This is a genomic window from Nocardia sp. NPDC057353 (assembly GCF_042667085.1).
Classification (GTDB): Bacteria; Actinomycetota; Actinomycetes; order Mycobacteriales; family Mycobacteriaceae; genus Nocardia.
In genome coordinates this window covers 119,676-139,850 of the sequence record NZ_JBHVAK010000011.1, presented here as the reverse complement: position 1 = coordinate 139,850, position 20,175 = coordinate 119,676, and the positions used below count along the sequence as shown (strand labels likewise).

Sequence of the window (20,175 nt, the reverse complement as noted above, 5' to 3'; positions counted from 1 at the left end):
CCGCAGGCGATGCGACAGTCACCCCAGCCTGTGGTGACTGTCGCATCGCCTGACGGCGGCTCGGCTTGTTTGCCGGACTGGGCAATAGTGCTGCGCAGCAACAGTGCTATGCAGCAACAGTGCTGTGCGGCAACAGTGCTGCGCAGCAACAGTGCTGTGCGGCAATAGTGCTGCGTGCCGGGCACCCCGGCACCGGGAAATCAGTTCCCGCGCCGCTCCGCGACCGCCGCAGCCAGACGATCGAGCTGATCAGCGGTGACCTCCCAATCGATGCACGCATCGGTGATCGACTGCCCGTAGACCAACTGATCCGCATGCCCGAGCGAAAGATCCTGCCGCCCGGCGACCAGGAAACTCTCCAACATCACCCCGACGACCCCGACCTCACCCTGCCCCACCCGCCCGGCGATATCGGTGACCACATCGACCTGCCGATTGTGATCCTTGTTGCTGTTGCCGTGCGAGGCATCCACCACGACCCGCTCCGGCAGCCCCGCCTTCTCCAGCCGGATGCAGGCCTCGGCGACGGAGGCGGCGTCGTAATTGGTCCCGGTGCTCCCACCGCGCAGGATGACGTGGCAGTCCGGGTTGCCGGTGGTCCGGATCAGCGCCGAGCGCCCGTCCAGATCGGTGCCGGGGAAGACGTGGCTGGCCCCGGCGGCCCGGACCCCGTCCACCGCCACCTGCACGTCCCCGTCGGTCCCGTTCTTGATCCCGACCGGCATGGAGAGCGCGCTGCTCAACTGCCGGTGCACCTGACTGGCCGCGGTGCGCGCCCCGATGGCCCCGTAGGAGACCAGGTCCGCGATGTACTGCGGGGTGATCGGGTCGAGGAATTCGCAGGCGACCGGCAGCCCGAGCGCGGTGATGTCGACCAGCACCTTGCGCCCGATGCCGAGCCCGGTGTTGACGTCGAACGAGCCGTCCAGGTGCGGATCGTTGATCAGCCCCTTCCAGCCCAGCGTTGTCCGCGGCTTCTCGAAGTAGACCCGCATCACCACGTGCAGCCGGTCGTCCAGCTCGGCCGCCTTGGCGGCCAGCCTGCGGGCGTACTCCAGCGCGGCGGCCGGGTCGTGCACCGAGCACGGGCCGACGATCACCATGAGGCGGTCGTCGGTGCCGTTCAGCACGTCGATGGTGGCCCGGCGGCCGCGCCGGACGGTGTCGGCGAGCTCGTCGGTGATGGGGTGCACGCGGCGCACCTCGGCGGGCGAGCGCAGCGGGCTGACCGCGAGGGTGCGCTGGTCGTCCAGGTCGGCGTGGGTCGGATCGACGTGGGCGGCGGTTGTCATTCGTGGGTTCCTTTCTCAGGCCGGCCCACGAAGCGAATCCCCGTCGAGCCGGTCGGTACCGGCTCCGGGTGGAAGATCAGCGCGCGCGGCAAACGCACGCCGGCCCACCCGGGGCCGGCCTGCTAAACCAGTAATCGCGCTGCATGCCATGAACTGTAACAGCTCGGTCACCCGAACTGTCCGGCCACGTACCCACCGGCGGGGGTGCCGGCGATCACATTGATCCTGTTCCAGGCGTTGATGGTGGCGATGCAGGCGATCAGCGCGGCGATCTGGTCCTCGTCGTAGTGCTTGCGCACCTGCTGCCAGGTGTCCTCGCGCACACCGCCGCCGTCGGCGATCCTGGTGGCCTCCTCGGTGAGCGCGAGCGCGGCCCGCTCCGGCTCGGTGAAGAGCGTCGCCTCCTTCCAGGCAGCGACCAGGTTCAGCCGCACCGGGTCCTCGCCCGCGGCGATGGCGTCCTTGAAGTGCATGTCGGTGCACATCCCGCAGCCATTGATCTGGCTGGCCCGCAGCTTCACCAGCTCCTGCGTCGGGAGCGGCAGCGTGGACTCGCCGAAGACCCGCGACGCGGTGGTGAGGCGCTTGACGAAGCTGCCCGCGACGGCGTTGCCGAAGAGATCGATCCGAGCGTTCATGGCGGTTCCTTTCCCCTGGCCCGCCTTCGTGGCGGGCGCTACCAGGGGGACGGTGCCGCCGCCCGGAGTGTGACATCAGACCGGGAAGGTGACTCCGGTCAGCTCCTCGGAGCGCGTCCACAGCTGCCGCGCGATCTCGTCGTCCTTGGCCGCGGCCGTGGAGCCGGAGGGGCCCGGGTAGCCGCGGGTGCCGCCGAGCCCGGTCGGGCCGTAGTAGCCGCCGGGCTTCGCGTCGGCGGCGGTGGCGGCGTAGAGCTCGGGCAGCGCGCCCATCTCGGCGCTCTGCGCGAAGATCCGGTTGCCGACCGCCATCAGGCCGTCCAGGAAGGTCTCGGTGTGCGACTGGAGTTCGGTGGCGGCGTAGCCGGGGTGCGCGGCGATGGCCTGCACCGGCGAGCCCGCGGCGGTCAGGCGGCGGTGCAGTTCCCGGTTGAAGAGCAGGTTGGCCAGCTTGGACTGGCCGTAGGCGCTCCAGCGCTGGTACTTCTTGCGCTCCCAGTTCAGGTCGGCGAGGTCGATCTTGCCCGCGCGGTGCGCGCCGCTGGAGACCGTGACGACGCGCCCGGTGATCCGCGGCAGCAGCAGGCCGGTGAGCGCGAAGTGGCCGAGGTGGTTGGTGCCGAGCTGCATCTCGAAGCCGTCGGCGGTGCGGCGCAGCGGCACCGCCATCACCCCGGCATTGTTGATCAGCACGTCGATGGGGGTGTCGCCCAGCTCGGCGGCGAAGGCGCGCACCGAGGCCAGGTCGGCCAGGTCGAGCCTGCGCACGCTCGCGCGCTCGCCCAGGTCGGCGGCGACCCGCTCCCCCTTGCGCACGTCGCGACAGGCCAGGATGACGGTGGCCCCCGCCTTCGACAGGGCACGGACGGCGACCGCCCCCAGCCCGCTGTTGGCACCGGTGACCACGAAGGTCCGGCCGGTCTGGTCGGCGATCTGCGCTGTGTCCCAACGACCCATGCGGCGAGTCTACGGTTCGCCCCGGCCGCACATCCAGCCTGAGATAGGGTTGCCTAACCTTTACCCGCTCGTCAGCTGTGAGGAATCGTGACTTCGACATCCACGTCCACCCATCGTGACGGTTACGTCCCCTTCCCGGCCGCCGCCGCGGCCGAGTACCGGGCGGCGGGGTACTGGACCGGGCGCACCATCGGCGGCCTGCTCACCGACGCCGCGCGCCGCGCCCCCGCCGCCCCGGCCGTGCTGACCGATTCCGGCGCGTGGAACTACGCCGAGCTGGACGCCGCGGCGGACCGGATGGCGCACGGCCTGCTCGCGCTCGGCATCGCCCCCGGCGATCGCGTTGTGGTGCAGCTGCCGAACGTCCCCGAGTTCGCGACCGTGCTCTTCGGGCTGGTGCGGGCGGGCATTATCCCGGTATTGACGCTACCCGCGCACCGCCGTGCCGAGATCGAGCACCTGGCGAACCTCGCAGGCGCGGTCGCGTACGTGATCGCCGACGAGCTGGGCGACTTCGACTACCGCGCGCTCGCCGCCGAGGTGCGGCCCGCGGTGCCGACCCTGCGGCACGTCCTCGTGCTCGGCGACCCCGGCGAGTTCACCCCCCTGGCCGAGATCCCGCGCGAGCCCTCGAGCGAACTGCCCGCGGTCGACCCGGCCGACATCGCGCTCATGCTGGTCTCCGGCGGCACCACCGGGCTGCCCAAGCTCATCGCCCGCACCCACGACGACTACGCCTACAACGCCGCGGCCAGCGCCGAGATCACCCAGCTCACCGCCGCCGACGTCTACCTGGCGACGCTGCCCGCCGCGCACAACTTCCCGCTGGCCTGCCCCGGCATCCTGGGCGCGGTCACCGTCGGCGCGGCCTTCACCTTCGTCACCGACCCCAGCCCCGAGAGCGCCTTCGCCGTGATCGAGCAGCACCGGGTCACGGTGACCGGCCTGGTCCCGCCGCTGGCCCAGCTCTGGACCGCCGCGGTCGAGTGGGAGGAGGCCGACCTGAGCTCGCTGCGGCTGCTCCAGGTCGGCGGCGCCCGGCTCGCCGACGTGAACGCCCGCGAGGTCACCCCCGCGCTCGGCTGCACCCTGCAGCAGGTCTTCGGCATGGCCGAGGGGCTGATCAACTACACCCGGCTGGACGATCCTTCCGAGCTGATCTGCACCACCCAGGGGCGGCCCATGTCCCCCGCCGACGAGCTGCGGGTCGTGGACGAGAACGGGGTCGACGTCGAGCCCGGCGCCGAAGGTGAACTGCTGACCCGCGGGCCGTACACCATCAACGGCTACTACCGCGCCCCCGAGCACAATGCCCGCGCCTTCACCCCCGACGGGTACTACCGCAGCGGAGACCTGGTGCGGCGGTTGGAAAGCGGGCACTTGATCGTCTCCGGGCGGATCAAGGATGTCATCAACCGCGGCGGCGAGAACGTCTCCTGCGACGAGCTCGAGGAGCACCTGCTCGCCTACCCCGGGGTCAGGCACGCCGCCGCCGTCGGGCTGCCCGACGCCTCGCTCGGCGAAAAGGTGGGTGCGGTGCTGGTGACCACCGGGGAGATGCCGACGCTCGCCGAGATCAAGACCTTCCTCACCGAACGCGGGCTCGCCACCTACAAGCTGCCGGATGTGCTGCGGCAGGCGGAGAAGTTGCCGGTGACGGCGGTCGGGAAGATCGACAAGAAGGTGCTGCGCGAGCAGGGGTGATCGGCGCGAGTCGTTTGAGTTCGGGTGCTAGCCTTTCGATGCAGACCTCCCCACACCCGTGGATCAGGAGGTCTCGCTGTTTGTCGGGAGCTTACAGCTCCTGCGGCTCGCATTCGCACTGAGTGCCGATCAATCACAGCGGGCCTATCGCAGCGCGAGCGAGGAAATGTGGCGCCACTCGTACTGGTCGTTGTCTCGGTTCAGCTCGATGAGCGACACCTCGGCAACGATGTCGGTGACCGTATAACCGTTGAGCTGGTCGGCCTCCAGTTTCTCGCGTATGTCATCGATCTGTGCGACACCGGTCGAGTAACTGACCGTGAGGTGCGGTCGGAACACCGAGCCCCGTTCCGGAACGTTCGCCGTTCCCCATACCTCGGCGATGGCTTCCTGCAGCCGATCGCGGATCACGCGAAGCGGTTCGGGGTCGGCGATCGGGAGTTGGATGGTCTCGCGGTCGACAATCGGCGGGCCGATGGTGATGCTGAAGCGGGGCAGATCAGCGAGATTGCGCCGCGCGGCATCGACTATCCGATCGACATCGGATGCTGCAACGGTATCGGTGAAGCCGATGCCCTGCACGGTGATATGTAGCCCGTCGGGTCCGACAGGTTTCATGGTCGGCAACGCCGAGAGCGTGCGTGCGAAATCGTCGCTCAATGTCCGGACCGGCGAGACCGACGGGAAAGTGATGTGCCAGGTGTAGAACGACTTGCCGACAGACCAACCCGGCCGCCACCACCAGTGGTCACGAGTGACCGCATTGTCATCGTGCGAGGTGTCCTCGACCGTCATCCCATCCCACCTGTCAGCGTCGGAAGCGTCTCTTCTCGCGACCCGCGGCGAAACTCCTTTGCGGATTCCACGATTCTCGAAACACCACGCGCGCTCGTGCCTGCACAGTCACGCGCCATCCACGCTATCTCTTCGACCCGCCGCGCGAGCGGTCCGATCCGGTGCTCGGCCGGCGTCACCTCGATGACGTGATCGAGCTGTTCCTGCGCAACGTCGAAGTTCCCGAGTGCCACGTGAGCTTTGATTTCCTGACAGCGCACCATGCGCTCGGAACCGAAGTTGCGACGATCGAGTGGTGTGCGGGTGTAGCCCTCTACCGCTGCGGAGGCGAACTCGAGCGAGCGGACCGGATCGATCTAGGTCAGACTCATATCCGCCCATAGCCCACCCGCCCGCTCGACCGAGCAGGAGAACGGCCCGGCGAGCACATCGAGACCCGGGTTCTCTCTCCAGGCGGCGCCGAAGTCGACCGCGCGATCCCGAGCGGAAGCAGCACCTCTACCATCGCGGGCGTGGGCCAAGTCGAGCGCGAGTGCGCTGGACAGGAACAGCGCTGCTGTGCCCTCTGTGGCATACCGCAACCCGTCTAGAGCGTACTCCGCGGCCGTCAGGTAGTCCGAACGCCAGAATGACGACGTGTGCTGCGAGGCTCGTACCCACGCCCGCAGATTGTCGTCATCGGCGTTCTCCGCGAAGGCCCACGCCGCGCGCAGATGCTTATCGGCGGTGTCGGGCTTGCCGAGGTCGATCGTGATCCAGCCCAGCAAAGTCAGTGCCCACCCCGCAACCCCGTACAGCAGCGCGGTATGGCTCGGATGCTGCCGGCCGCCCAGCAACTCCACCGCGCGATCCCGGACGACTGTGCTGCGCTCGAACAGCGGCCGAGTCGGCTCCTTCAGATACGACCGCGACACCGAGCGCAGTTCCTCCCGCATGCCCGTGATGGTCAGCGGCCCGGTGTTGCTGGCCTCGGCCCAATTCACCAGCGCTGCGGATCGATTCGCCGAATCCACGACCGGATCGACACTGGGTGTCGAAGACTTCTGTGACGCCGGTGACATCCGCTGGCGAAGACTCCAGTGGAATCGGCTCACAATGCTGTCATCGGCCTCGGCAAGCACTTTATCCAGCAGCCGGCGGCTCGCCGCGTGCATCGATGTCGTGGCCCCGCGCTCCCACAGCGCCAAAGTGCGCTTCGAGACTCCGACCTCGCGCGCGAACTCCGCTCTACTGCGCCGCATAGCTTCGCGCAGAGCAAGCACGGCATCTGCGTTCCACTCGATTTCGATCATCGTTCGCGCCCCCTGATCGCCTCCCGATACGTCTCGGAAGCTACCCCTTTCGAACCGACTCGGCACTGTTTCTCCACCACCGACCACGCGACGCTCGAATCAGCCCCGACGCCGGGTGACGGTTCCCCGGCGTCGGGTGCACACCAGATCGGATTCACCGGGAGGACGTATCGAGATGAAATCGACCACCAAGGCCCGCCGCAGCGAGAGTACCGACGACTGGCGAGCAGCTTCCCTGTCACGGCTGCCCGGAGACGTATCACCCCGAAACGGTTGCGGTCCGGAATGCGAGCCCTGGGTGACGCTCACTCACTGCGGAAGGGGGACCTTCGACGAAGTCGGCATCCTGATCGCCGTGTGCTGCCCCGCCCGGTACTGCACCCGCACCTGGGTTGAAGTATCCCGGGGACGCATCGCCGCCCACCAGTCGATAGAAGGCGAATCCGCCCGCTGCCCGTGGAGCGGCGTCCGGGTGGTCGATGACCGAGCTGCGACCGATCCCGACGTGCAGCGATGACTGTCGACGACCGCACCGTCGACGAAATAGTCGTCCTGGCCGACATCATCTTCCGCGTCGAAGCCGAGATCACCGCTCAACGATCCCGGCCCACACCCGCACAACGAGCCGACATCCTTGCTATTGCCATCATGGAACTGGTTGCCAGCGCCCGCGCAGCTCGCGGTCTCCACTCCGGCCGCCTGTACGCGGCTACCGTGCTCGACGAGCTGAACGATGCCCCTGAGTCCGAGACCGATCAACCTACTGCTATCGACCTCCTCATTCCGGTGTTCATCGCGCAGGTCATGGCTGGACCCGGGCACCCGGACGACGCATGACTTCGCGATGCCGGTGCGCGGAGACACCGGTCAAGCGCGGCAGGCATCTGCGGGCCACACCACGTCGACCGGGACCCCGCGCTCACGGGCGAGCGCGACGACCGAGCCGGTGCCGCCCGCCTGCCCGGTGTCGCCGTCCCACACCGCGACCATCCGATCCACAGTGCCGAGAACGGCCTCGTTCGCGGCTTCGTACGCTTCTCGGCCCGCGTTGTCGAAATCCATCACCCGGACGTCGGTGGCGCGCTCGGCGAGGTCGTCGAACTCGGCGGCGTGGTCCGGTTTCACCTTGGCAACTCGGTAGTTCCGCGAGGGCAGCACAACTTCAAGCCGCGCACCGGAATCGAGTACGGCGCGCGCGAACACGCTGTCGGCACCGTTTGCGATACAGCTGACACCGGTCAGCTCGGTGAGCGCGTGCTCGGCGAGCAGTGCGCGTATCGCGGTGTAGACCGCAGTGGCGGTGTCGTCAGTGATGTTCATCTGGCCGGTCACGCCGATTCGAACCATGAGCTGTCCGTTCCCCTTACGCAGTCCCTGTGGCCTGTGGTCGCATACCATCCCGAAAATCGACCACCGTCGGAGCGTAGCTCCGGCATGCTGGAGGGCGACACATCGAGCAGGGGAGGGTGGATGGGCGAGGCGGCGAGCGTGCCGGTGGCCGGGGTGGCGATGACCGCGATCGGGGTGGCGGTGATCCGAGCCGCGGAAAGTGAGCGTCCCGACCGTCTCTACGACGACCCGTTCGCCGCAGCCTTCGTCGCTGCCGCGCGACCCGGTTTCGACGCCGACCGCTGGCAGAGTTTCCTCACCCTGGCCGATAGCTTCCAGGAGGGCCGCTCGGTCGCGGTACGGCTCGCGGACGACCGGATGCGCGAGGCCACCGGTGCGGGCATCCGCCAGCTGGTGCTGCTCGGCGCCGGACTCGACACCCGCGCCTTCCGCCTCGATCTCTCACCGGACACCACTGTCTTCGAGATCGACCTGCCCGAGACCTTCGCCTTCAAGGAGCCGGTACTGAGCGGCGCCACACCGCGCTGCCGCCGCGCCGTGATCCCCGCCGACCTGTGCGGGGACTGGGCGAAACCGCTGCTCGAACAGGGCTTCCGCACCGACCTGCCCACTGCCTGGATCGACGAGGGCACTCTCGGTTACCTCTCCGAGGCCGATGCCCACCGGGTCGTGCGCATCCTTACGGAACTCTCCGCGCCCGGCAGCCGCTTCGCCGTGAACCGCGTCGCCGCCGACGCGGACAGCACCGACCGCTACCGGCAGCTGCACGACCTCGTCGCCACCGACGAGTCCGGTCGCGCATCCGGCCCGAAGTCCGATATCGAGCGTCTGCTGCACGACCTCGGGTGGGACATCGAATTCCAGAGCTGGAACGAAGCCGTCACCGCCCTCGGACGTTCCGCCGCGCTCGCCGGACCGGAGGTCGGCACGATCGCCGCCACCCGCCGCTGACCGTCACCTCACAACGGCTGGATAATGCGGGTATGGCCGACTGGCCCACCACTCTGGTCTCCCGCCCCTTCACTCCAGCCGACAGCGCGACCGTCGGCACTTGGCGCTATTTCGGCCGCTGGCAGGTCTACGACCTCTCCCCCGCAGCTACGCTCAGCGCCGACGACGGGTACACCGCCATCGCCGATGCCCTCGACGGCACGCTGATCGGCTTCTTCTGTACCGGAATCGAGGCCAGGGTCCCCGGCCTCGCACCGCGACCCGGCGTCACCGACATCGGAATCGGCCTCGCGCCATGCTGGACCGGCCGGGGTCACGGTCACGCCTTCGGAACCGCCGTGCTCGCCGCCGTCGGCCGCGAACAGGCCCTGCGCGCGGTCGTCCAGGAATGGAGCCTGCGTAGCCGCCGCTTCCTGCACCGCCTCGGCTTCACCGAGACCGGCGAACACCGCTGCGTCCAGATGGGCCGCACCATCACCTACACCGTTCTTCTCAGAACCCGCGACCAGCTCACTTCCAACGTCTACAGCGCGCTGGACCCGATCACTCGGGATGAAGCCACCGCGGCGATGCGATCGACCGACAGGCGATCGACAGTGGAGGCGATTCTTCGCCTGTCGCTACACGACCCCGATCCGGCGTGGGCCACCACCCGGGCCCTGGAACTCACCGAAAGTCCGGACTGCGAGGTGCGGGGTGCTGCCGCGACCGCCTCGGGACATATCGCCCGCCTGCACGGCGGCATCGACCGCGAGCGCGTGATTCCCGCGCTGCGCCGCTTGGCGGCGGATCCCGCCACAGCCGGTCGGGCCGCAGATGCCTTGGATGACATCTCGATGTTCACGCGGCGTAGCGAAATGCCCTGAAACGAGCGATGCCCGGCGACCGAGGGGCACCGGGCATCGAAAGAGCACGAAGGGAACTACCTGTATGAGGTCTGGACGTTGGTGACGCCGGTGTGGAGTCGGCGGGCGGGTGGCTGGTTCCCGGCGGCTGAATGGGGGCGATGGTAGTTGAAGTGGATGTTCCAGACCGCGATCGCGGCGGTGCGCTGGCCTTCGCTGGTCCATTCGCGGGCGTAGAGCAGTTCCTCGGCCAGGATTCGCTGGTAGCGCTCGACCTTGCCGTTGTGCCGCGGTGTGTAGGGTCGGGTGCGCTGGTGGCGGGCGCCGTTCAGGGCTTTGGCGAAGTCGTGGGCGCGGTAGCAGGCGCCGTTGTCGGTGACGATTCGGTGGATCAGGGTGATGCCGTGTGCGGCGAAGAAGACCCGAGCCCGGAAGAGGAATCCGATTGCCGTAGCAGCTTTTTCGTCGTCGAGGGCTTCGGTGTAGGCCAGGCGGGAGAAGCCGTCGACCGCGGAGTGCAGGAAGACATAGCCGGCTCGGGCCCCGCGTTTCTTGGCTCTGACCACGGCCTTGGCTTGTTCCGAGCCGGCGCCGTGGGTGCGCCAGCCTCCGCCGTCGGGGATTCGGCCGACTTTCTTCACGTCGAGATGGACCATATGGCCTGGCCAGCGGGCGGTGATGCGGGCCGGTGCCCGGTTGCTCGCGCCGCTGGGATCGATGAACCGGCGCCGGTTCAACCCCAGATGCGCCAACTGGCGTGAGACGGTCCGCACCGTGATGCCGACGCCTCGGGAGTCGAGTTCGAATGCGATCCGCCGTGCGGACCATTTGTGATCACGGCGCCAGCGCTCGATCCGCGTCACGACCGATGCAGGAGTCGCCGTCGGCTGGTGATGCGGGACCGAGGAACGGTCGGTCAGGCCGAGCTCGCCGTACCGGCGCCACCGGTTGACCCACTTCGAGGCGCACTGGCGCGAGATTCCCATCTCTGCGGCTACATGGGCGATGGGGCGGGTGCGGCAGCGCTGCACGAGTCGGCGACGGCCTTCGACGGACAGCGGGGCATTACGGTGGTTCACGGACGGGTCTTTCCGGTCAGGGCGGATGGGGGATGTGGTGTTTTCCATCCTGCCGCCGGGAGACCCGTCCCCTTCACCTCACCCCGTGCCCGGCGTCAACAACCTCAAGACCCGCAACAACTACCCCTTCACGACGTAGGGCGAAACACTACTCAACTTCTCGCAGGTCTCCTCGAACTCCCGCTCCGGCCGCGACTGCCCGACGATCCCGGCGCCCGCGCGCAACCACGCGCCCTCGGTGGTCTGATAGACAGCGCGAAGGACGAGCGTCGCTTCCAGCGCACCGGTACCGGAAACCGTCACCACCGCACCGGAGTACAGCCCACGCGGATCGTGATCCAGCCGGAAGACCGAGTCGACCCCCTCCCGCTTCGGAATCCCGGACGCGGTGACCGAGGGGAAGAGCACCTCGAGCGCGTCCCACGGGGTGCGATCGCCGGCCAGAGTGCCGCGCACGGTGGAAGCCAGGTGCTGCACGCTACCGCGCTCGCGCACCGCCATGAAGTCGGAGACGGCGGTGCTGCCCGGCTCGGCGATCTCGGCGATCTCGGCGAAGGAGGTCTGCACGGAGATGGCGTGCTCGACGATCTCCTTGGGGTCGGCGAGCAGCTCCGCCTTGGTGGCGGCGTCGAGCTCGGCGCCGCGGCCGAAGGCGCGGGTGCCCGCCAGCGGCTCGGTGGTGACGACCCGCTCGTCGTCGACCGCGACGACCAGCTCGGGGCTGAAGCCTGCCGCCTCCAGCCCGCCGAGGCGGAGCAGGAAGGAGCGGGCTGGGGTGTTGTTGGCGCGGCCGAGCCGGTAGGTGGCGGGGACGTCGACGACGAAGGGCAGGTCGACCTTCCTGGAGAGGATGACCTTCTGGTAGCGCCCGGCGTTGATCTCGCCGACCGCCTCGGCGACCCGGTCGCGGTAGCCGGTGGGGTCGAGCCGGATCTCGGCCGGGGTGGCCACCGGCGGCGCGTCGTCGGTGGCGGTGATCAGCGCGAGGATGGCCTCGGTCTCCTCGGGGGTGGCGCCGCTGATCGCGTGCCCGGCGGCGTCGATCCGCACCTCGATGCGCGGGATCATGAGGTGCGCGAGGGTGGTCCGGGCGGGGACGTGCGCGACGGCGTCCAGCGCCCAGGCGCAGAACTCGAAGCCGATCCAGCCGTAGGCGTTCCGCCCGCCGAGCGGCAGCCGGGCGAGCGCGCGGTCGAGCACCGCGGCGGGCCTGCCTGACCACGCCTCGGCCGTCGTCTCGCCCTGCCAGACGATGCGCAGCTCGTCGACGTCGAGCTCGACCCCGCCGATGGGATCGGCGGCGAAGACCCATTCACCCTGGCGCTCGTAGATCACGTACTCACCGAAGCGGTCCGCCCCGGCCAGCCGTGACATCGCTGTCGCCGGATCGGTTACAAGCTCCGCGCGCACGCGCTCGTCCGTTGTCGACAACGATCCTCCAAAGGTAAAGCAGACCTAAGTACGAGAGGTAAGGTTAGCATTACCTGGCTTTACGCGCGCTTGTGCCGAAACACACACCGTTCACTCCCGTCCATGATCGAATCGGACTCGACTCGCTGCCCCGGTTTCCTGCGCGGAACGGCCCCGGGGGCTTGAATAGGTGGTGTCGTTCAACGCGGAGGGACCGGCATGATCGAGGACAGCGGCCAGGTGTCCGGGGCAGGCGGAGTCAGTGCCGGGCCCGCGGCGCCGGGTTCGGTGGTGGCGCTGGTCGACGCGGCCTCCGCGGTGGAGCGCGAGCTGATCGGCGAGTGGATCGCGAACGGCGGGCTGGACGCCGCCGCCCCGGTCACCCAGATCGACCTGGACGCGGGCGCCATCGCCACCCGGCTGGCCGGGCGCAGGGACGACCCGCTGGTGGTCCCGGTGCGGGTGCTCTGGCTGCCCCCGGAGCGGGACGGCGTGCGCCGGGTGACCTTCACCGACCTCGCGCTGCTCACCAACCCGCGCAAGCCGAACCGGCTGGTCCAGCGCAGGCTGCTCGGCCGCTCGCCGGAGCGGCACCGGGTGCTCACCGGCCAGCCCGCCTACCTGAGCGAGCTGCGGCGGAACAACCCGGAGGCCGCCGCGCTGCACCGGGCGGGCCAGTCCGAGCCGTTCGCCCGCGCGGTGGTGCGCGCGGCGGTGGTGGCGCTGGAGCGCGCCGAGCGCTCGGTGATCGGCGACCGGTACAAGGTGCCGCAGCTGGTGGCCGAGGAGATCCTCGACTCCCCCGACTTCCTGCGCAGGCTGGAGGCGATCGCCGACGCCGAGGACGCCGACCCGCGCGAGGTGTACCGGCGCGCGGAGAAGGGGCTGCACGAGCTGGTCGCGGCGCAGAGCAGGCTGGTCTCCGACCTGTTCACCCAGGCCATGCGGCCGGTGCACGCCTCGACCTGGAACGTCGACTCCGACGATTCCGGGCTGGCCGGGCTGCGCGACCTGAACCGCCGCTACCCGCTGGTCTTCCTGCCCTCGCACCGCTCCTACGTGGACGCCTTCGTGCTCGGCGACGTGCTGGCGCGCAACGACTTCCCGCCCAACCACGTGATCGGCGGGGCGAACCTGAGCTTCTGGCCGATGGGCCCGATCGCGCGGCGCACCGGCACCGTCTTCATCCGCCGCAGTTTCGGCGACGACGAGGTGTACAAGGCGGTGGTCGAGGAGTACTTCGCCTACCTGCTCAGCAAGCGCTTCAACATGGAGTGGTACTTCGAGGGCGGCCGGACCCGCACCGGCAAGCTCCGGCCGCCGCGGTACGGGCTGCTCAACTACCTGGCCGCCGCGGTGCGCGCGGACCGGGTGGAGGACGTGCTGCTGGTGCCGGTCTCGATCACCTACGAGCGGCTGAACGAGCTCGGCGCCATCGCCACCGAGCAGGTCGGCGGCACCAAGAAGGCGGAGGGGCTGGGCTGGCTGGCCCGCTACATCCGCAACCAGCAGCACTCCGCCGGGCACGTCTACGTGCGCTTCGGCGCCCCGCTCTCGGCGCGCGACCGGCTGGCCGCGCACGGCGACCCGCTGCACAACCCGCCGGTCACCATCCCGCTGCACAGCACCAACGGCACCGCGGCCGGCGCGGATCCGGCGCGCGCCGAGCGCGAGGAGAAGGAGCGCCGCGCGGTGCAGCGGCTCGCCTTCGAGGTGGCGGTCGGCATCAACGACGTCACCCCGATCACGGTGAACGCGCTGGCCACGCTGGCGCTGCTCGGCGTCCAGGAGCGCGCGCTGACGCTCGGCGAGGTGCGGGCGCTGCTGGCGCCGGTGCTGGACTACATCGTCGCGCGCGACCTGCCCTGCGGTGAGCTCGGCGCGCTGCGCGACGAGTCCAGCCTGGCGGTCGTGCTGGAGCAGCTCTCGCTGGCGAACGTGGTCACGGTGTACCGGGGCGGGCTGGAGCCGGTGTACTCGATCGAGAGCGGCGCGCACCTGGAGGCGGCGTTCTACCGCAACAGCGCGGTGCACTGGTTCGTCAACCGCGCCATTCTGGAGCTCGGCATCCTGGCCGCGGTGACGCTCGACGCCGACCCGCCGCCGAACGAGGAGCCGGACCCGCTGAACGCTGGCTGGGAGGAGGCGTACCTGCTGCGCGACCAGCTCAAGTTCGACTTCTTCTTCCCGGAGCGCAAGGAGTTCTCCGACCAGCTCACCGCGGAGATGCTGCTGGTGGACCCGGACTGGCGCAGCAGGCCGCGCAGCACAAGGGGCCGGGAGGTGCTCGGCAGGCTCACGGCCTCGGGGTTCATGATGGCGCACCGGGTGCTGCGCTCCTTCTTCGACGCGCAGCTGGTGGTGGCCGAGCGGCTGGCCGCCCGCGACCCTGGCACCGCCGTGGACCGCAAGGACCTGGTGGCGGAGTGCGTGGCGGTGGGCAAGCAGATGCTCCTGCAGCAGCGGCTGCACAGCCCGGAGTCGGTCTCCACCGAGCTGTTCGGCACCGCGCTCAAGCTCGCGGACAACCGGGGGCTGCTCGGCCCCGCCGAAGGTGCCGAGGCGCGGGCCGAGCTTGCGGTGCGGCGCGAGGAGTTCGCGGCGCGGCTGCGCATCCTCGGCGCGCGGATCAGCCAGGCGGCCGCGCTCGACCCGTCCAACCGCCCCGCGATGGACCGGCGATGAGCGCTCTCCGTCGCCGCCGGACGGCGCCGCGCCATGGCACCCCGATGCGCGGCCGCGGGGCGAGCGCTCCCGCGTTCCGGCCGCCGGAGCAGCGGTGATGAGCGCGGCCGTACCGGACGACGGCGCCGTCCCCGCCCGCTCGGTCCCCGCGCTGCTGGAGGCGATCCGCACCGGCCCGCAGGGGCCGCAGGTCGGCGCGTTCTTCGACTTCGCGGGCACCGTGGTGGACGGCTTCCGCCGCCCCGGGCCGCTGCGCAGGCTCTCCGGCCGCCGCGCGCACGACCCGGCGCGCACCCTGCGGGACAGCATCAGGGCGGGCGCCACCGACGGCGAGTACGGGCAGTTCCTGCAGGCGGTGCAGCACACGCTGGCGGGCTGCACCGAGGACGACCTCACGGCCGCGGGCCGCGCGCTCTTCCGCGGCGAGCTCTACGAGCAGGTCTTCCCGGAGGCATGGACGCTGGTGCAGGCGCACCGCGAGGCGGGCCACACCGTGGTGCTGATCAGCTCGCTCACCCGGTTCCAGGCGCAGCCGGTCGCCGACGAGCTCGGGATCGAGCACCTGCTCTGCACCGAGCTCGCCATCGATGGCGGCGCGCTCACCGGCTACCTCGACGGCACCCCGCTGTGGCGCAGGGGCAAGGCCGACGCCGCGCTGGCCTTCGCGGAGACGCACGGCGTCCAGCTCGGGCGCAGCTGGGTCTACGCCGACAGCCTGGCCGACCTGCCGCTGCTCGAACGCGCCGGGCACCCGGTCACGGTGGCGCCGGAATCCAGGCTGGCCACGGTCGCGGCCGAGCGGGGCTGGGCCGCGCCCGCCTTCCGCCCGCGCCGCCCACCCACCCCGCTGGACGCCGTGCGCACCGCGGCGGGCTTCGCCGCCATGCTCGGCGGCGCGCTGCTCGGCGTGCTCGCCCGCAGCTACACCGGGCAGCGCCGGAAGATGGCCGACGGGCTGCTCGCCTTCGCCACCAGGGGCGTGCTGGCCACCACCGGGGTCAGGCTGCGGGTCACCGGCACCGAGCACGCCCGAACCCCGCGCCCCGCGGTCTTCCTCTTCAACCACCAGAGCCAGTACGACATCTTCATCGTGCCGCGGGTGCTGAACGGCGGCGTCACCGGCGTCGGCAAGCAGGAGCTCACCAGAAACCCGATCTTCGGGCCGCTCATGCGCTTCGTCGGCGTCACCTTCATCGACCGCACCAACACCGAGAGCGCGCGGGCCTCGCTCGCCCCGGTGGTCCGGACGCTCGGCGAGGGGCTCTCCATCGCCATCGCGCCGGAGGGCACCCGCTCGTACACCCCGCGGGTCGCCCCGTTCAAGAAGGGCGCCTTCCACATCGCCATCCAGGCCGGGGTGCCGGTGATCCCCATCGTCATCCGCAACGCGGGCGAGGTCTGCCGCCGCAATGCCATGGTCGCCAGGCCCGGCGTGGTGGATGTGGCGATCCTGCCGCCGATCGACGTGTCGGGCTGGGATCCGGCCGCGCTGGACGAGAAGGTGGAGCAGGTGCGCAGGCAGTATCTGCACACCCTGCTGCACTGGCCGGAGCAAAGGTCTTGACCTGAAGGATCCTCGAGGTTTCAGTATGAGTGGGCAGAGCCGGAGCCGCTCCGGTTCCCCGAGGGAGGGATACCCGTCATGACCACCGCTTCCACTCTTCAAAGCCGAGTCCCCGCGCTGAGCCGCCCCGTCGCGGTGCTCGGCCCGACCATCGCGGGCGTCGTCGCCAACCTGATCATCTGGGCCATCGCCAAGGCGGCGGGGGTGAATTTCGAGGCCACCAGCAACGGCGAGGTGGGCGAGGTGCCGGTGAGCGGGATCGTCTTCATCACCGCGGCGCCGATGCTGGTCGGGCTGACCGTCGCGGTACTGCTCGCCTACCGCTGGGTCGGCATCCTGCGGGTCGCCGAGATCGTCGGGTCGGTGCTGGCCATCGCCACCATCGGGCTGACCATCGCCGCCGATTTCGACGCCGCGTCGACCATCGCGCTGGCGCTGATGCACGTCACGCTGGTGCCCGCCATCGTGATCGGGCTGGAGGGGCTGCGGCGCAGGCTCGCCGAGCAGGGCAAGGCCGCCTGACCGCGGGTCCGGCGCCCGCGCCCGTGCGCGCGGGCGTCAGACCGCGCGGTTGAAGAGCAGCTTCCACGGCATGAGCGCCGACTCCAGCTGCACCGCGAAGCTCATCTTGGAGGCCCCGAGGGTGCGCTCCTCGAATCGGATCGGCACCTCGGCGATGACGTAGCCGCGCTTGACGGTGCGGTAGTTCATCTCGACCTGGAACGAGTAGCCGTTGCTGCGGATCGAGGCGACGTCGATGGCGCGCAGCGTGTCGGCCTTCCACGCCTTGAAGCCCGCGGTGGCGTCCTTGACGCCGAGCCGCAGGATGGCGTTGACGTAGAAGTTGGCCCAGGCGGAGAGCGCCTTGCGGTGCCACTTCCACTCCTCGGCGGTGGAGCCGCCTGGCACGTAGCGGGAGCCGAGCACCACGCCCGCGTCGGAATCGCGCAGCTTGGCCAGCATGGCCGGGATCACCTCGGCCGGGTGCGAGAGGTCGGCGTCCATCTGGATCACCACGTCGGCGCCCTCGTCCAGGGCGCGGGTGATGCCCGCGATGTAGGCCCGGCCGAGGCCGTCCTTCTCGGTCCGGTGCAGCACGCCGACCACGGCGGGCAGCTCGGCGGCGAGCTTGTCGGCGACCTCGCCGGTGCCGTCCGGCGAGTTGTCGTCGACGACGAGCACGTGCAGGTCGGGAACGGGCAGCGACGTCAGCCGCTCCACCGCGACCGGCAGATTGTCCCGCTCGTTGTAGGTCGGCACCACAACGGTAACCCTCAAGGGTCGCCCTCCCAGCTCACCTGTTCACGCGCCGCGGGCACGAAGGACCCGCGCGCGTTCGCCTGATTCCCGGGAAACGGTACTCGATCCGTGCGGCGGGAAGCCGGGTGGTGGGGTGGGTTCAGCCGCCCTCGCTCCAGTTCCGGTCGGCCCGGTCGGCCTGTTCGTTTCGGGCTCTTGCGATTTCCAGCGCGCGCTCCGCCGTGGCCTGGTCCGGGTAGGGGCCCATCCGGTCCCGGAACCAGCACTGCCGCCCGCGCTCGGCCCGATTGTGCTTCAAGCAGTAGTACCAGCGTTCAGCCATGGCTCCAGCATTCCACCGGAGCGGGGTTCCCACACGGGACTCACTCGAAGGACAACTCCGGGGTGCGGGCGATGAGCAGCCGCCGCACCCGGCCCGCGCCGTCCACCTGCAGGGTGGCGTTGAAGGATGCCTCGAAGGCGCCGTCCCGCGTGGTCCGGCCGAGCACCAGCTCGCGGTGGTCCACCACGGCGCCCGCGTCGATGTGGTGCACCAGCGTGCTCTTCTCCCGCTGGGCCAGGTAGCCGACCAGCGCCTTCCGGTCGCCGACGAACTCCGTCGCGGTGCCGCCGCCCCTGGAGAACTGCACGGACATGACGAAATCGTCGGCGATCAGGTTCAGCACCCGGTCCGGGTCGTCGGAGTCCATGTACTCGAACCAGCGGGCCAGCATCGGGGGGACGGTTCCGGCCGTGGTCATCGCGGGTCTCCTCCGTTCGGCAGCAGCGCGAACGCCGCGCTGAAGCTCACCTGGTAGCGATCGATCAGCCCGTCCGGGCCGAGGTGCATGGCGGCGGCGAAGTGGCCGGTGGTCACGGTGCCGCCGCGCTCGGTGACGTCGCCGTAGGCGAACTGCAGGTCGCCGTCGACGGCGACCCGCAAGACATGGTGCTTCCGGTCCACGTCCGGGCGGCCGCGCAGGTAGCCGAGCATGGCACCGCGGCCGCTGTCCAGCGTCGTTCCGGTGGGCAGCACCATCGCGAACTCGACCTGCTCCGCGAGCAGTGCGGTCGCCTCCGCCAGCCTGCCGCTGTCGACCGTCGCGTAGTACTCCTCGATCGCATGGGTCATGAAATGAACTTAGTTCAAAGTTTCCCGGCGCGTCCAGGGTTTGCGGTATTACGCTCGGCTCGACAGAACCGAGTTCAACTCGAAAGTAGAGCCACCATGCCCGCACTCGACGTCCCATGGCCGCGGACCGAACCGGCCGCGCTCACCCCGAGCCCGGAACGGCAGGAGCTGCGCGACAGCCTGCGCACCCTGCTCACCAGGCACAGCGATATCGAGCGGGTGCGCGCCGCCGCGGAATCCGAGCTCGGTTACGACCGGGAGCTGTGGCGGCTGCTCGCCACCGAGATGTCGGTGGCCGCGATCGCGGTGCCGGAGCACCGCGGCGGCCTCGGTTACGGCACCGCCGAGCTCGCCACCGTGCTGGAGGAGTGCGGCCGCGCACTGGCCGCCGCGCCCGTGCTCACCTCGGCGGTGCTCGGCGCGGGCGCGCTGCTCGCCGCCGACGACCGGGACACCGTGCACGACCTGCTCCCCGCCGTGCTCGAGGGCGAGCTGCTCGCCACGGTGAGCCCGCTGACTGGGGAGACCGACCGGCTGCGCGCCGAGCCCGGCCCGGACGGCTGGATGCTCAGCGGCACCGTCACCGGCGTGCTCGGCGGGGCGAGCGCCGAGCTCCTGATCGCGCTCGCCGCGTGCCCGGACGGCGTCCGGCTGTTCGCCGCCCGGCTCGGCCCCGAGGTCGCCCGCGCCCGCCGCACCGTCATCGACCCCACCCGCGGCCAGGCGGACCTCACCATGGACGGCACCGCCGCCACCGCGCTGACCAGCCCGGAGACCACCGCGGCCACGGTCGAGCGGCTGCGCGACCTGGCCACCCTCGCGGTCGCCTGCGAGAACACCGGGGTGATCGACCGGCTGCTCGAGCTCACCGTGGAGTACACCCGCGCGCGGCAGCAGTTCGGCCGCCCGATCGCCTCCTTCCAGGCGATCAAGCACCGCCTCGCCGACCTGCTCGTGCTGCTGGAGCGGGCCCGCTCGGCTGCGCGCTACGCCGCCGCGGTGTACGCCGACGACCCCGGCGCGGCCCGGCTCGCGGTGGCGGTGGCGGGCGCGGTCTGCACCGAGGCGGCCGTGCAGGCGGCGGCCGAGGCGGTGCAGCTGCACGGCGGGGTCGGCTTCACCTGGGAGCACGCCGCGCACTCGTACTACCGACGCGCGCTCGGCAACGAGGCGGCGCACGGCTCGGCGACCGAGCACCGAGCCCGGATCGCGGCGCTCCTCGGGCTCTAGCGGCGAACCTGG

General features: G+C 70.3%; 22 protein-coding genes. 9 read left to right on the top strand and 13 right to left on the bottom strand.

All coding sequences use genetic code 11. The features are described from left to right. The 4 genes from ACFUUZ_RS08540 to ACFUUZ_RS08525 form a co-directional block, all read right to left on the bottom strand. A partial coding sequence (locus tag ACFUUZ_RS08540; protein ID WP_378693919.1) for a hypothetical protein occupies positions 1-185 on the bottom strand: 185 nt, incomplete at its 3' end. A gap of 15 nt (positions 186-200) precedes the next feature. After that, a complete protein-coding gene (locus ACFUUZ_RS08535) occupies positions 201-1,292 on the bottom strand; it encodes a 3-deoxy-7-phosphoheptulonate synthase (protein WP_378693916.1) in 1,092 nt (363 codons plus the stop codon). 167 nt (positions 1,293-1,459) lie between these two features. Further along, the gene (locus ACFUUZ_RS08530; protein ID WP_378693914.1) at positions 1,460-1,930 is read right to left on the bottom strand and encodes a carboxymuconolactone decarboxylase family protein; all 471 of its coding nucleotides are present in this window, start codon (positions 1,928-1,930) and stop codon (positions 1,460-1,462) included. A gap of 75 nt (positions 1,931-2,005) precedes the next feature. Continuing rightward, positions 2,006-2,887 (bottom strand): oxidoreductase, encoded by an 882-nt coding sequence (locus tag ACFUUZ_RS08525; protein WP_378693912.1) that lies wholly within the window; start codon positions 2,885-2,887, stop codon positions 2,006-2,008. Between the two features lie 87 nt (positions 2,888-2,974). On the opposite strand from ACFUUZ_RS08525, the gene ACFUUZ_RS08520 reads away from it, so the two are divergent. After that, positions 2,975-4,591 carry a (2,3-dihydroxybenzoyl)adenylate synthase gene (locus tag ACFUUZ_RS08520; RefSeq protein ID WP_378693910.1) on the top strand — a complete coding sequence of 539 codons (1,617 nt, stop codon included), beginning with the start codon at positions 2,975-2,977 and terminating at the stop codon, positions 4,589-4,591. A 144-nt stretch (positions 4,592-4,735) separates the two neighbouring features. Here ACFUUZ_RS08520 and ACFUUZ_RS08515 read toward each other — a convergent pair whose 3' ends face one another. Beyond that, the gene (locus ACFUUZ_RS08515; protein WP_378693908.1) at positions 4,736-5,386 is read right to left on the bottom strand and encodes a 2'-5' RNA ligase family protein; all 651 of its coding nucleotides are present in this window, start codon (positions 5,384-5,386) and stop codon (positions 4,736-4,738) included. A 188-nt stretch (positions 5,387-5,574) separates the two neighbouring features. On the opposite strand from ACFUUZ_RS08515, the gene ACFUUZ_RS08510 reads away from it, so the two are divergent. Beyond that, on the top strand, positions 5,575-5,769 hold the full coding sequence (locus ACFUUZ_RS08510) for a hypothetical protein (protein WP_378693907.1): 195 nt from the start codon (positions 5,575-5,577) through the stop codon (positions 5,767-5,769). Here ACFUUZ_RS08510 and ACFUUZ_RS08505 read toward each other — a convergent pair. Next, entirely contained in the window at positions 5,743-6,678 is a 936-nt protein-coding gene (locus tag ACFUUZ_RS08505) for a helix-turn-helix domain-containing protein (RefSeq protein ID WP_378693905.1), read from the bottom strand. The genes ACFUUZ_RS08510 and ACFUUZ_RS08505 overlap by 27 nt on opposite strands. A 513-nt stretch (positions 6,679-7,191) precedes the next feature. On the opposite strand from ACFUUZ_RS08505, the gene ACFUUZ_RS08500 reads away from it, so the two are divergent. Next, positions 7,192-7,515, top strand: coding sequence for a hypothetical protein (locus tag ACFUUZ_RS08500; RefSeq protein WP_378693903.1), 324 nt, complete (start codon positions 7,192-7,194; stop codon positions 7,513-7,515). A 30-nt stretch (positions 7,516-7,545) separates the two neighbouring features. On the opposite strand, the gene ACFUUZ_RS08495 is transcribed toward ACFUUZ_RS08500, so the two are convergent. Beyond that, positions 7,546-8,010: a hypothetical protein gene (locus ACFUUZ_RS08495; RefSeq protein WP_378693901.1), complete on the bottom strand. Its 465-nt coding sequence runs from the start codon at positions 8,008-8,010 to the stop codon at positions 7,546-7,548. Positions 8,011-8,148: 138 nt separating this feature from the next. Between ACFUUZ_RS08495 and ACFUUZ_RS08490 the strand changes: the two genes are divergently transcribed. Continuing rightward, a complete protein-coding gene (locus ACFUUZ_RS08490) occupies positions 8,149-8,979 on the top strand; it encodes an SAM-dependent methyltransferase (protein ID WP_378693899.1) in 831 nt (276 codons plus the stop codon). Between the two features lie 32 nt (positions 8,980-9,011). Continuing rightward, positions 9,012-9,845, top strand: coding sequence for a hypothetical protein (locus ACFUUZ_RS08485; RefSeq protein ID WP_378693897.1), 834 nt, complete (start codon positions 9,012-9,014; stop codon positions 9,843-9,845). A 56-nt stretch (positions 9,846-9,901) separates the two neighbouring features. Here ACFUUZ_RS08485 and ACFUUZ_RS08480 read toward each other — a convergent pair whose 3' ends face one another. Beyond that, entirely contained in the window at positions 9,902-10,903 is a 1,002-nt protein-coding gene (locus tag ACFUUZ_RS08480; RefSeq protein WP_378693895.1) for an IS481 family transposase, read from the bottom strand. Between the two features lie 120 nt (positions 10,904-11,023). After that, on the bottom strand, positions 11,024-12,277 hold the full coding sequence (locus ACFUUZ_RS08475) for a salicylate synthase (RefSeq protein WP_378693894.1): 1,254 nt from the start codon (positions 12,275-12,277) through the stop codon (positions 11,024-11,026). A 255-nt stretch (positions 12,278-12,532) separates the two neighbouring features. On the opposite strand from ACFUUZ_RS08475, the gene ACFUUZ_RS08470 reads away from it, so the two are divergent. The 3 genes from ACFUUZ_RS08470 to ACFUUZ_RS08460 all read left to right on the top strand — a co-directional run bounded on the left by ACFUUZ_RS08470 (position 12,533) and on the right by ACFUUZ_RS08460 (position 17,084). Next, complete coding sequence (locus ACFUUZ_RS08470; RefSeq protein ID WP_378693892.1) at positions 12,533-14,998, top strand: glycerol-3-phosphate 1-O-acyltransferase; 2,466 nt, start codon at positions 12,533-12,535, stop codon at positions 14,996-14,998. A gap of 97 nt (positions 14,999-15,095) precedes the next feature. Then, a complete protein-coding gene (locus ACFUUZ_RS08465; RefSeq protein ID WP_378693890.1) occupies positions 15,096-16,562 on the top strand; it encodes a 1-acylglycerol-3-phosphate O-acyltransferase in 1,467 nt (488 codons plus the stop codon). A 78-nt stretch (positions 16,563-16,640) separates the two neighbouring features. Next, on the top strand, positions 16,641-17,084 hold the full coding sequence (locus ACFUUZ_RS08460) for a DUF6069 family protein (protein ID WP_378693888.1): 444 nt from the start codon (positions 16,641-16,643) through the stop codon (positions 17,082-17,084). Positions 17,085-17,120: 36 nt separating this feature from the next. Here the strand turns inward: ACFUUZ_RS08460 and ACFUUZ_RS08455 are convergent, their stop codons facing one another. From ACFUUZ_RS08455 to ACFUUZ_RS08440, 4 genes are all read right to left on the bottom strand, one after another. Then, entirely contained in the window at positions 17,121-17,840 is a 720-nt protein-coding gene (locus tag ACFUUZ_RS08455; RefSeq protein ID WP_378693886.1) for a polyprenol monophosphomannose synthase, read from the bottom strand. A 121-nt stretch (positions 17,841-17,961) separates the two neighbouring features. Beyond that, positions 17,962-18,144, bottom strand: a complete 183-nt coding sequence (locus ACFUUZ_RS08450) for a hypothetical protein (protein ID WP_378693884.1) — start codon at positions 18,142-18,144, stop codon at positions 17,962-17,964. Between the two features lie 40 nt (positions 18,145-18,184). Then, positions 18,185-18,562, bottom strand: a complete 378-nt coding sequence (locus ACFUUZ_RS08445) for a hypothetical protein (RefSeq protein WP_378693882.1) — start codon at positions 18,560-18,562, stop codon at positions 18,185-18,187. Next, positions 18,559-18,933 (bottom strand): nuclear transport factor 2 family protein, encoded by a 375-nt coding sequence (locus tag ACFUUZ_RS08440; protein ID WP_378693880.1) that lies wholly within the window; start codon positions 18,931-18,933, stop codon positions 18,559-18,561. The genes ACFUUZ_RS08445 and ACFUUZ_RS08440 overlap by 4 nt, the downstream gene beginning before the upstream one ends. A gap of 96 nt (positions 18,934-19,029) precedes the next feature. Between ACFUUZ_RS08440 and ACFUUZ_RS08435 the strand changes: the two genes are divergently transcribed. Then, on the top strand, positions 19,030-20,163 hold the full coding sequence (locus tag ACFUUZ_RS08435; protein WP_378693878.1) for an acyl-CoA dehydrogenase family protein: 1,134 nt from the start codon (positions 19,030-19,032) through the stop codon (positions 20,161-20,163). The last annotated feature ends 12 nt before the right edge of the window (positions 20,164-20,175 follow it).

Excerpts from the sequence above, each read along its gene's own strand:
- ACFUUZ_RS08475 (WP_378693894.1), bottom strand. The coding sequence starts at position 12,277 with ATGTCACGGCTGGCCGGGGCGGACCGCTTCGGTGAGTACGTGATCTAC.
- ACFUUZ_RS08525 (WP_378693912.1), bottom strand. The coding sequence starts at position 2,887 with ATGGGTCGTTGGGACACAGCGCAGATCGCCGACCAGACCGGCCGGACC.
- ACFUUZ_RS08515 (WP_378693908.1), bottom strand. The coding sequence starts at position 5,386 with ATGACGGTCGAGGACACCTCGCACGATGACAATGCGGTCACTCGTGAC.
- ACFUUZ_RS08440 (WP_378693880.1), bottom strand. The coding sequence starts at position 18,933 with ATGACCCATGCGATCGAGGAGTACTACGCGACGGTCGACAGCGGCAGG.
- ACFUUZ_RS08500 (WP_378693903.1), top strand. The coding sequence starts at position 7,192 with ATGACTGTCGACGACCGCACCGTCGACGAAATAGTCGTCCTGGCCGAC.
- ACFUUZ_RS08505 (WP_378693905.1), bottom strand. The coding sequence starts at position 6,678 with ATGATCGAAATCGAGTGGAACGCAGATGCCGTGCTTGCTCTGCGCGAA.
- ACFUUZ_RS08445 (WP_378693882.1), bottom strand. The coding sequence starts at position 18,562 with ATGACCACGGCCGGAACCGTCCCCCCGATGCTGGCCCGCTGGTTCGAG.
- ACFUUZ_RS08470 (WP_378693892.1), top strand. The coding sequence starts at position 12,533 with ATGATCGAGGACAGCGGCCAGGTGTCCGGGGCAGGCGGAGTCAGTGCC.
- ACFUUZ_RS08485 (WP_378693897.1), top strand. The coding sequence starts at position 9,012 with ATGGCCGACTGGCCCACCACTCTGGTCTCCCGCCCCTTCACTCCAGCC.
- ACFUUZ_RS08535 (WP_378693916.1), bottom strand. The coding sequence starts at position 1,292 with ATGACAACCGCCGCCCACGTCGATCCGACCCACGCCGACCTGGACGAC.
- ACFUUZ_RS08460 (WP_378693888.1), top strand. The coding sequence starts at position 16,641 with ATGACCACCGCTTCCACTCTTCAAAGCCGAGTCCCCGCGCTGAGCCGC.
- ACFUUZ_RS08490 (WP_378693899.1), top strand. The coding sequence starts at position 8,149 with ATGGGCGAGGCGGCGAGCGTGCCGGTGGCCGGGGTGGCGATGACCGCG.
- ACFUUZ_RS08465 (WP_378693890.1), top strand. The coding sequence starts at position 15,096 with ATGAGCGCGGCCGTACCGGACGACGGCGCCGTCCCCGCCCGCTCGGTC.
- ACFUUZ_RS08450 (WP_378693884.1), bottom strand. The coding sequence starts at position 18,144 with ATGGCTGAACGCTGGTACTACTGCTTGAAGCACAATCGGGCCGAGCGC.
- ACFUUZ_RS08435 (WP_378693878.1), top strand. The coding sequence starts at position 19,030 with ATGCCCGCACTCGACGTCCCATGGCCGCGGACCGAACCGGCCGCGCTC.
- ACFUUZ_RS08530 (WP_378693914.1), bottom strand. The coding sequence starts at position 1,930 with ATGAACGCTCGGATCGATCTCTTCGGCAACGCCGTCGCGGGCAGCTTC.